General features: G+C 27.7%; 10 protein-coding genes. 7 read left to right on the top strand and 3 right to left on the bottom strand.

Annotation, left to right across the window (positions count from 1 at the left end; all coding sequences use genetic code 11):
• The first annotated feature begins 498 nt into the window (after nt 1-498).
• Together MBORA_RS07270 and MBORA_RS07265 are read left to right on the top strand one after the other, a co-directional pair.
• A complete protein-coding gene (locus tag MBORA_RS07270; RefSeq protein WP_042691234.1) occupies nt 499-1,416 on the top strand; it encodes a hypothetical protein in 918 nt (305 codons plus the stop codon).
• 3 nt (nt 1,417-1,419) lie between these two features.
• Complete coding sequence (locus MBORA_RS07265; RefSeq protein WP_042691232.1) at nt 1,420-1,842, top strand: PsbP-related protein; 423 nt, start codon at nt 1,420-1,422, stop codon at nt 1,840-1,842.
• Here the strand turns inward: MBORA_RS07265 and MBORA_RS07260 are convergent.
• Nucleotides 1,839-2,582 carry a tRNA guanosine transglycosylase family protein gene (locus tag MBORA_RS07260; RefSeq protein WP_063720461.1) on the bottom strand — a complete coding sequence of 248 codons (744 nt, stop codon included), beginning with the start codon at nt 2,580-2,582 and terminating at the stop codon, nt 1,839-1,841. The two genes, MBORA_RS07265 and MBORA_RS07260, sit on opposite strands and share 4 nt — an antisense overlap.
• Before the next feature lie 376 nt (nt 2,583-2,958).
• On the opposite strand from MBORA_RS07260, the gene hdrC reads away from it, so the two are divergent.
• The 5 genes from hdrC to MBORA_RS07235 all read left to right on the top strand — a co-directional run bounded on the left by hdrC (nt 2,959) and on the right by MBORA_RS07235 (nt 6,501).
• The gene (gene hdrC / locus MBORA_RS07255) at nt 2,959-3,840 is read left to right on the top strand and encodes a CoB--CoM heterodisulfide reductase subunit C (protein ID WP_063720460.1); all 882 of its coding nucleotides are present in this window, start codon (nt 2,959-2,961) and stop codon (nt 3,838-3,840) included.
• A gap of 21 nt (nt 3,841-3,861) precedes the next feature.
• Nucleotides 3,862-4,758, top strand: a complete 897-nt coding sequence (gene hdrB, locus MBORA_RS07250; RefSeq protein WP_063720459.1) for a CoB--CoM heterodisulfide reductase subunit B — start codon at nt 3,862-3,864, stop codon at nt 4,756-4,758.
• 252 nt (nt 4,759-5,010) lie between these two features.
• Nucleotides 5,011-5,277 (top strand): DUF749 domain-containing protein, encoded by a 267-nt coding sequence (locus tag MBORA_RS07245; protein ID WP_042691227.1) that lies wholly within the window; start codon nt 5,011-5,013, stop codon nt 5,275-5,277.
• On the top strand, nt 5,274-5,798 hold the full coding sequence (locus tag MBORA_RS07240) for a DUF2096 domain-containing protein (protein WP_042691225.1): 525 nt from the start codon (nt 5,274-5,276) through the stop codon (nt 5,796-5,798). Before MBORA_RS07245 ends, MBORA_RS07240 begins: the two co-directional genes overlap by 4 nt.
• A gap of 13 nt (nt 5,799-5,811) precedes the next feature.
• The gene (locus tag MBORA_RS07235; RefSeq protein WP_042691221.1) at nt 5,812-6,501 is read left to right on the top strand and encodes a metallophosphoesterase family protein; all 690 of its coding nucleotides are present in this window, start codon (nt 5,812-5,814) and stop codon (nt 6,499-6,501) included.
• 119 nt (nt 6,502-6,620) lie between these two features.
• Here MBORA_RS07235 and MBORA_RS11200 read toward each other — a convergent pair whose 3' ends face one another.
• Entirely contained in the window at nt 6,621-6,830 is a 210-nt protein-coding gene (locus MBORA_RS11200; protein ID WP_394296251.1) for a hypothetical protein, read from the bottom strand.
• 336 nt (nt 6,831-7,166) lie between these two features.
• Nucleotides 7,167-7,634 carry a helix-turn-helix domain-containing protein gene (locus MBORA_RS07230; protein ID WP_063720458.1) on the bottom strand — a complete coding sequence of 156 codons (468 nt, stop codon included), beginning with the start codon at nt 7,632-7,634 and terminating at the stop codon, nt 7,167-7,169.
• Between the last annotated feature and the right edge of the window lie 2,069 nt (nt 7,635-9,703).

Below are 9,703 nucleotides of genomic sequence, written 5' to 3'. Positions count from 1 at the left end.
TAATATTTCAAATGTAAATAAAATAGAAATAAATATATCATAAAACACCAAAAATAAGAGTTTAAAATAGAAAAAAAATAAACTCGATGTGAAATTTCAACTGTAAATACAGGATTTCAACAAAGTCTAAAAAACTAATTCATTGATATATGGGTTATAACTATTAATTCATTTTATAGAATATAATTTAAATTATTATTTTAATTTTTTAATGTTAAATTCATATTAAAAAACACTAGCTAATTTATTTATTAAAAAATCGTATTAATAATATATGAAAAACAACAAGAGAGTAACAATTACCATCAATAATGACATTGACTTGAATTTTCGCAAGTTAGCTTCAAGTAAAATGTTGTTCAAAACGGGCTGGTATTCAAAAGCTATGGAAGAGGCAATGTTATTGTGGATTGAAAAGGAAAGTCAGGGAAAATAGAACATACTTAAATATTTATGTTAAATAAATAATAATTGTATTATATAAGTAGGTGTTCTATAATGGAAAATGAAGATTTAAGAACTGTTCGGGTTTATACTAAAAAGTATAATAGTAAAGATAGTGATGGAAATACAGTTGAAAAGGAATCTAAACAAAAACAAGTTAGTCTTAAAAAAGAGGATCCTTTTGAAGATGATGATTTGGTAATGGTTCTTGCTAAAGAGGATTATGAAAAACTAATCAATAATCAGTTTTCTGAAAAAAAAATTAGAGAATATAATGAGATTATCCACAATAAGGATGAGCGAATAAATGAACTTGAAAATCAGATTGAAACTTTAAAAGGCTCCTTTTTTGATGATGTTAATAGTTTAAAAGATCAATTAAGCGATAAAGAAGAGTTACTTAAAGCTAAAGATGAAATCCATGAATTAAATAAGAAAGTTTCAAAAATTGATGATGAAAGGGTGTCTATTTTTAAAGAACTTGATTATAAAAATAAGATGATTTTGGCATATAATGTTGAGTTAAATAAGTCTATTCTTAATGCTATTAATGTTGTAATTGATGAAGCTCGTGATAATATTAATAAAAGAAATGTTAAATTAGTTGAGGATTTAGAAAAATCTATTTCTCAATCAAAACATGATGTAAATGAGAAGAATAAAGCTATTGCATATCAAATAAACAGTACTATTGATGCTATGAATGAGCAAATTAAGAACACTAGTACTATTAAAATGATATTAAATAAGAAAAAAATCAATTTAAGAGTGCCTACTGATGATTTATTAAAACCATTTGATTTTGATTTTGATGTTGAACAGCTATTGTCCGCTCAAGCATTAGAATTAGATGCATCTGAAATATTAAAAGAAGTAATGCCTAAACTTCCTGAACCATTTTCCAAATATATTGACACTATAAAAGAGAATAAAACAGAAACAATTGATGTTAAACATTCTAGAGAGGAATAATGAATGAAAACTTTCAACACTGGTAAAATTACTTTTCAATATCCATCTAGATGGGAAGTAGAAAAAGCTGACATATTGAATAACCCTGATTGTATTGCTACATTATCTAAAGGACAAGAAAACATTATTAATGGAGTTATGTTTCCAACTAGAACAACATTAAAGGATTATAAAATATTTATGGAAAATTCAATAAGTGATGATGGAGGAGTCATTTTAAATTCAGAATTTACTAAAATAGCTAATATGGATGCTATTAAATTACATGCAAATATTGATACTTCAGAGCTTAACTTTGATATTCATACTTATGTCTTTATTGAAGATGCTTTCATTTATATTTTTGAACTTAGAACACTAGATATTTCTGGTGTTTGTGAAAATGAATTTAAAGAAATAATTTCGTCATTTAGAATAAATAATTAAAATAATGGACTGTATTCTAGTAAAAAGTCCATATAATTTTTATCAAGTATTTTTAAAGTTGATATATTCTGAGGATTAGTATTAGAGCGTTCTTCAACAAGATTCCTTAAAGAATTGTTTTTTATATGGGTTTGGATTTCTTTTATAACAAATTCTAAACTTTTAATATTTTTTTCTTCTAATTCTTTTTGAGTGATGTTTTCGTAAATGGGGTAGGTATTTAAATCATAAGTTTTAGTGGGAGTTATTAGTGCATTTAGGTAACTATAGTAATTTGAAGATTCACTTAAAAATCCATCAATCCCCATGTAAGTTAATAATGGCATAAATGAAGCTTCTGCAAATGAAAATATGAAATAACTATTAGCTTTAGCATTAATTTTTAAGTTAACAATTATATCAACTAAATCTCTTGGGTGGAGTAATAATTCATCACCATTAGCTATGATGAATCCATTATATCCAATATTTTCTAATTCTTTTAAACATTCGATTCTTAAATCAATATATTTGGACCCTTGAATTACAGCAACATCACAAATATCAACATTTTCCTTTGCAAGTCTTAATGTTTCATCAACATTGAATTTAGCTATTTCTTTGTCTACATTGTATGCTGATCCTTCACTTGGAGATATTTTAAGGTCGTTTTTAAAAAATAATCTTGGTGTTATTTTATTATCTAACTTTCCAAGTCTTCCAGGTCCATTATGGGATTTAATTTCAAATTTGTTAATCATTTAATTCTACCTTTTATTTCTTACTTTCATATTAGTAAACATTGTATTTTAAACTTATCTTATCAGTTAATATTTTTTCTATTTTTAAAAAGGTTTTTAGCAATGTTTTAGTTAGTTATAATTGTTTAATTCTAAATATTGGTTATAATATCTTATGGGGGTATATTACGGAAATTTTAGATTAATTATTGTTAATGCTTAAAATATCTTTATTTTTCACTTTTTTCATTTTTGGGGTTTCCTAAAATATTAATCAAGTGTTATCTATAAGGTAACACAATCGAAAAATTTAGTAAGCTTTATATATGTTATTTTTATAGAATATTAGTATGGATTTGAGGAAAAGATTCCAATGATTATCCGAGGTGTGTTTTCAATGTCTATTTTAGATCGTCTTAAATCTCTATTTAGAGGTAAAGATAATGAAAAAGAAGACATCCCAAAAGATGTTTCTAACACATCTGAAGATGTCTCTGTTAAACCTTTAGATAAAGACAACGTTGATGAATCAAAAAACATTGAAGAAGCTCTTGAAACAACTGAAGAGGTTGTTGAGGAGAAAACTTCTATGGAATCTGTTAAGAAAGATTCTGAAGAAGAAATTCTTGAACAAACAAATGATTCTGAAGATGTTGAAGACTCTAAAGATAAAAAAAATAAAGATGAAAATTCAATTAATAAAGATGAAAAGAGAGATAATATGACTTTATTGACTGATAAAGAATTATTAAATGATACCCATCGTGATCCAGATTTTACTACTGAGTTCATTGATGCGGGAATTGATACTGTAAAACATTGTTTCCAATGTGGTACTTGTAGTGGAAGTTGTCCTTCTGGAAGAAGAACTCCTTATAAAGTAAGACAAATAGTAAGAAAATGTTTGTTAGGATTAAAAGAAGAAGTAATCACTGATGATGCACTATGGATGTGTACTACTTGTTACACTTGTCAAGAAAGATGTCCTAGAAGTGTTAAAATTGTGGAAATTATTAAAAAAGCACGTAACATAGCTGCTCATGCAGGATATATGGCAAAAGGACACAAAATGACTGGTGTTTTTGTAATGAATACTGGACATGCTGTACCTATCAATGATAAAGTAAGAGCATTAAGAACCAAAATTGGTCTTTCTGAATTGCCTTCTACTACTCATTCTTTCCCTGAAGCTTTAAAAGAAGTACAAACATTATGTAAAGTCACAGCTTTTGATGAATTAATTGGTTACGATGAAGCAACTGGTGGATTAAAAGAATAATTTTTTTTGGAGAGTTATAATATGGAAATTGCATACTTCTTAGGTTGTATCATGAACAACCGTTATCCTGGTGTTGAAAAAGCAACCAGAATTTTATTTGACGCATTAGATTTTGAATTAAAAGACATGGAAGGGGCTTCCTGTTGTCCAGCTCCTGGTGTATTTGGTTCTTTTGATGAAGAAACTTGGGCTACAATCGGTGCACGTAACTTAACTATTGCTGAAGACATGGGATTAGATATCATGACTGAATGTAATGGTTGTTTTGGATCTTTAACTGAATGTAACCATATGTTAAAAGAAAATGACGAAAAAAGAGAAAAAATCAATGCTAACTTAGCAGAAATTAACAGAGAATTCAAAGGAACTATTAATGTTAAACACTTTGCACAAATTTTAAGAGACGATGTAGGATTTGAACAATTGGCATCCCTTGTAGAAAAACCATTAGATTTAAATGTTGCAGTTCACTATGGATGTCACTTCTTAAAACCAACTGAAGAAATTGGTATTGAAGAACAAGCTGAAAATCCATCTATTTTAGACGATATTGTAGAACTCACTGGTGTAAAATCTGTTGACTATAAAGACAAAATGATGTGCTGTGGTGCTGGTGGTGGTTTAAGATCTAGAGATATTGATGTAACTGCTAGTTTCACAAAAGAAAAACTTGATAATATGACTGCTGCAGGTGCTGAAGCTATCATTAATGTATGTCCATTCTGCCACATGCAATTTGATGCAGGACAGAAAGAAGTTAATGAAAGATATGGTACTAACTTTAATATCCCTGTGTTCCATTTAGCTCAATTATATGGATTAGCTATGGGATTATCTGCTGAAGATTTAACTTTAGATGCACAAGTTATTGATGCCGCTCCTGCTCTTGCAAAAGCATTAGGCGAAAATGCAAAATAAATTTAGGATTTTTTATCCTTAATTTTTATTTTTTTAGACATTGAAAACACATTTTTGGATGGTTTGTTATCTTGAAAAACTTTTGTTTCATTGATAGCTAATTGTTTTATTATTTTTTTATTTAGTTTTTATATTAATTTTTAATCTTTTTTAGGGATTTTTTATTTTGTTTTATATTACACGAATAATTTGTAATTAATTATATATATCATTAGTAAAATAAATTAGACTATAAAAATTTGAGGTGTATATATGTTTGTCGCAACATTAGATGGTATTTTTAAATACACAGACCTTCCAGAAGAATATGAACCTTATGTTCAATTCAAAGCAACTATTGATAAAAGAGAAATTAACGACACTGATGAAATAGCTATTTTAAACATTGCTGGCACATCAACTCATCACGTTTTATTTTTAGACTCTTATAATAGTATTAGGGAAATTGAAAAAGAATTAAAGGATGCTGATGCAAAAATCAATCATACAACTTTAAAAATTATAGGTGGACACTTATGAACATGCCATCTGAACAAAATTGGTTAGTTCTACATAATCTTCTTACAGATTTAACTAAAAAAGGATATAATATCCCAAATGGAATTAACCCTGAGATGGGACTAATTAGGTCATCTATTAGTTCTTATAAAAGAGACCCATCTCATCCAGATTTAATCAATGGTTTGGCAAAAGCAGAAATGTCTTTAAATAATATTCAAGGAACTCTTTTAACTATTGCTGAAGAAGAGGGCGAAGAATATGTTGATAAATGGCTTGATTTATTTAAACAAGTCATGCAAGGAAAAGAAGTATTTGAATTTTCTAAATCCCGATCCAAATTCTTAGTTAATACTCCACCTGGTTTAATTACTGGTAGAATCACTTTGAAAAAAGCATTAGCTGAAGAAAGAGTTCAAGAAATTGCAGAATGGAATGGATTAATTATTGAATATGATGATGATTTAACTATTCAATTACATGGGGATGATAAAGATCTCAAAATTGGTTTAAAAGAAATGGGATCTTTCTTTTTAGAATAATTAGGTGATTTTAATGAAATTTTTAGCAATAAGTGATGTTCATGGGGAAGATAATGAAAACTTAATTACATATCTTAAAAATAATGATATTGATTTAGTTTTAATTACAGGTGATATTACTAACTTTGGTCCTTTAGATTTTGTTGATGAATTCATAAGTAAAATATTAGGCTGCGATTGTGATGTAATGGCTGTTCCAGGTAATTGTGATCCTGAAGGTATATGTAATGCAATTAATGAATCAGGAGCATTTTGCCTTCATAAAAATATTGTTGCATATGGGGATGCAGTATTATTTGGATATGGTGGTTCAAATCCAACTCCATTCAATACTCCAGGTGAAATTCAAGATAACAAGATTTATGGAGAGGTTTATGAATTATTAGCGAATTATGATTATGTGGAAAATAAAGAAGTTTCCAAAGTTAAAATTTTAGTTACTCATGCTCCACCATATAACACTTGCGCCGATTTAACAGAAAGTGGAGATCATGTTGGTAGTCAAGGAATTTTAAAGTCTATCCATGAATTTGAACCTACTATTAATATTTGTGGTCATATTCATGAAGCAAAAGCTCTTTGTAAAATTGGCACAGTAACTGATGTAGCTAATCCTGGCATGCTCAAGGATAATGGGGCTGTATTAATTGATATTGAAGATGGAAGTAATTATGAAATTAGTATTATTTCTTTAAATGAATAATCATTTTTTTATATGGGTCATTGACTCATTTTTAATATTTTTTCATTGTCTTTTATGTTATTTATTTTTAGTCTATAATAGATTATTCCTAGAAACTTAAGAATTTTTTCTATAGTGTTTTACCAAATGTTTGTATCTAAATATTCATTCACCCAATTTTTGTAGAATGATGTTAAATCGACTATTTTATTGAATTTTTCTTTAAATATTCCTATTAATTCGTTTAAATTTTCATATATTGATTTATATATTTTCGATTTGATTTTACGCCATATATCTTCGATTGGATTTAAATCAGGGCAATATGGCTGTAAAGACGTTAGGTTTATATTTAATATTTCGCATGTTTTTTCAACAATTTTTGCATTCGATTAAATGTTTATCGAAAGTGTTTTCCATGTTTTCAATACATTAATGACATAATGTAATTACAAATTGGAATGCATTGTTTTTTGTGTTTACTTCCATGTATGAGTTGTAATTGATTCCTTAGCCAGTTACATATATTCCAAATTTTATTGGATGTTTTGTTTGTGTATTTCTTTCTCCAAGAGCATATAATACTCTTATGATATTTAGAACATTTTGACAAGATGTTTCATCTAAAAAAAGCAAAATACTCAGTTTTTAGATTTATGAAAGTTAGTTTTTTTTTAAGATCTTCTTCAGGTTTTTTCTGGATGAGTTTTATATTGAATGAATGGTTTTTCATAGTTTAAATTTAGTTTTTGTCTTGTAATGACCCAAACTTGCTTTTCGCTGTATGTTATTCCGTATTTTTCTTCAATAAGATTTCTTACATCTTTTAAATTATATTTTTCTTCATTTCCAGTAATGATTTTTTTTAATTCTTTTAATTGTTGGTCATTTAGGTATGATTTTCGGCCACAATTCGAATAATTTGAAAATAAGCCATCAACACCATTTTCATTATATTGTTTGACCCATCGTTCACCAGTTTTTCTGGATATATTAATGTTTTTTGAGGCTTTAGCAATACTTTCACCGTTTGCAACCATGTGAATCACTAAAAGACGCCTATAAACATTGTAATATTCCCTGTACTCTTTCAAAATATCTGCAATTTCAGAAAGCTCCAAATGTTTCTCAATTTTATTATTAAATTTTCCCATGAGTATATATCTATAACTCATTAGGTATAAAATTTTGGTAAGAAACTATATTTTTTCATACTAATTTTTTTCTTATACTTACAGGATGGGACATGACTCTCATTAATTTTTAAAATTTTTTTCGTTTATTTTTCCTTTAATTTTATATATTATGAAGTATAATCTTTTATTATAGATATTAATATTTATGGTTGTTTTATTTATGGTTTTAAAAGATGATACTATTAATCAGACTATGTTGGTGCCTATGGACTTGAGTAATTTGATTCCTGAAGGTCATCCGTGTTATTTTATTAAAAATGTGGTTGATCAAATTGATTGTTCCGAAGCTAACAAGGAGTTTTTCGTGATAAGCCTGGTGAACCTGCTTATCCTCGTGAAATGTTGCTTAGGATTGGTTTTGATGAGTGTTATTTGATGGTGGATTGTCTTCTCGTGAAATTGAGAGAAGAACAAGAACTGAATATTGCTTATATGTACTTAGCAGGCATGCAAAAGCCAGTTTATAGGGACAATTTTTAAAGATTCAAATTGGATTATACCTGATTTAATTGATGAAGCTTTTAAAACAACTTTAAAGATTTGCAAAAGAAGGAAGATTTAATTAAAATCCACCATTTAATTTTTAGATGGAACTAAAGTAAAAACATCTTTAAAAAATAATAACCAATGAACAACAATTAAAAATAATCATGGAAAGAACACTTTGGAAGAAAAGTATTATAAATTGGATCAAGAAGAAGATTTGGAATTGGGCGATGAATCTGGAAAAATTAGTGTTTCCTGAATCATATTAACAAACAAAAATTCCAAGAAACAGTAAGAGAAAATCAATAAAAAAAAATCCTTTGAAAAAATGATGTAGACCAAAGATAAATTGAGAGCTTCAAGTAAAAACCTCTTAAAACAATCCAGAAGAAAAATCCTGAAAAAAATTTATAAAAAAGCTTGAAAACACTCGAAGAAAAGCTTAAAGAATTCTGGAAAAAATGATGTAATAAAGTGTAAATGATCCAGATTCAAGATTTATGATTAATAAAAAAAAGAGGTAAAATGGGGAATTTGGATTACAATGGACAGATTGCTGTAGACTCACATAAAAGAATAATCCTAGCATCATACATAACAATACAATCCAACAGACCATTACGAACTTGTTCCATTAAATGGAACAAGTACAATCAAATTTAACAGAAATATAACGATGAAAATGCCTGTTAATTACCAAGTAAGTGCAGATAATGACTATTCAACAGATGAAAAACACAGAATATCTTGAAAAAACATGACCCTTGACGGTTACATATCCTCACGAAAACTCTCAAGAAAAGAAAAAAATAGAAATTTGTCCGAAAAACCATTTTTCCAAAAGATAAATTATCAACTATGATCACGAAAATGATGACCTATATCTTCCCCCCCAATTGGTCAACCACTATAGAAAAAAAAGCGAATACCAATACAAAAACAAAACAAGAATCACACATTGGACCAAAGAATGCAAAAAACTGCCCAGTACAAGAATATTGCAGTAAAAACACAACGATACAGAATAATCAGTGACTATGGAAAACATTTCCCAAAAAAAAATAAAAATGCAAAGAAAAATAGAAAACCACAAAAGCCCCACCAAAAAAAATCTACAAAAATACGCTCAAAAAAAACAGCAGAAACTACCATTTGCAAACATGAAACAAAACATAAACCTAACAAAATTCACAACAACAGACTTAAAACAAGTAAAATACAGAGTTTAAACTATACACAATAAGACACAACTTAAAAAAAAAGAATATACAACAAAATAAACAATAGAAAACAACTGAAAAAATAAAATTATTGCAAAAAATTTTTAAAATAAAAAAAATTCTATGAAAAATTAAAAAATTTCATGTCCCATCCTGCTTGAGAGTTTTCGTGAGGATATGTAACCGTCAAGGTCCATGTTTTTTCAAGATATTCTGTGTTTTTCATCTGTTGAATAGTCATTATCTGCACTTACTTGGTAATTAACAGGCATTTTCATCGTTATATTTCTGTTAAATTTGATTGTACTTGTTCCATTTAAT

The sequence above is a fragment of the Methanobrevibacter oralis genome (assembly GCF_001639275.1).
Classification (GTDB): Archaea; Methanobacteriota; Methanobacteria; order Methanobacteriales; family Methanobacteriaceae; genus Methanocatella; species Methanocatella oralis.
This window is presented reverse-complemented; position numbering and strand designations above follow the sequence as displayed.

Excerpts from the sequence above, each read along its gene's own strand:
- MBORA_RS07240 (WP_042691225.1), top strand. The coding sequence starts at position 5,274 with ATGAACATGCCATCTGAACAAAATTGGTTAGTTCTACATAATCTTCTT.
- hdrC (WP_063720460.1), top strand. The coding sequence starts at position 2,959 with ATGTCTATTTTAGATCGTCTTAAATCTCTATTTAGAGGTAAAGATAAT.
- hdrB (WP_063720459.1), top strand. The coding sequence starts at position 3,862 with ATGGAAATTGCATACTTCTTAGGTTGTATCATGAACAACCGTTATCCT.
- MBORA_RS07230 (WP_063720458.1), bottom strand. The coding sequence starts at position 7,634 with ATGGGAAAATTTAATAATAAAATTGAGAAACATTTGGAGCTTTCTGAA.
- MBORA_RS07235 (WP_042691221.1), top strand. The coding sequence starts at position 5,812 with ATGAAATTTTTAGCAATAAGTGATGTTCATGGGGAAGATAATGAAAAC.
- MBORA_RS07260 (WP_063720461.1), bottom strand. The coding sequence starts at position 2,582 with ATGATTAACAAATTTGAAATTAAATCCCATAATGGACCTGGAAGACTT.
- MBORA_RS07270 (WP_042691234.1), top strand. The coding sequence starts at position 499 with ATGGAAAATGAAGATTTAAGAACTGTTCGGGTTTATACTAAAAAGTAT.
- MBORA_RS07245 (WP_042691227.1), top strand. The coding sequence starts at position 5,011 with ATGTTTGTCGCAACATTAGATGGTATTTTTAAATACACAGACCTTCCA.
- MBORA_RS07265 (WP_042691232.1), top strand. The coding sequence starts at position 1,420 with ATGAAAACTTTCAACACTGGTAAAATTACTTTTCAATATCCATCTAGA.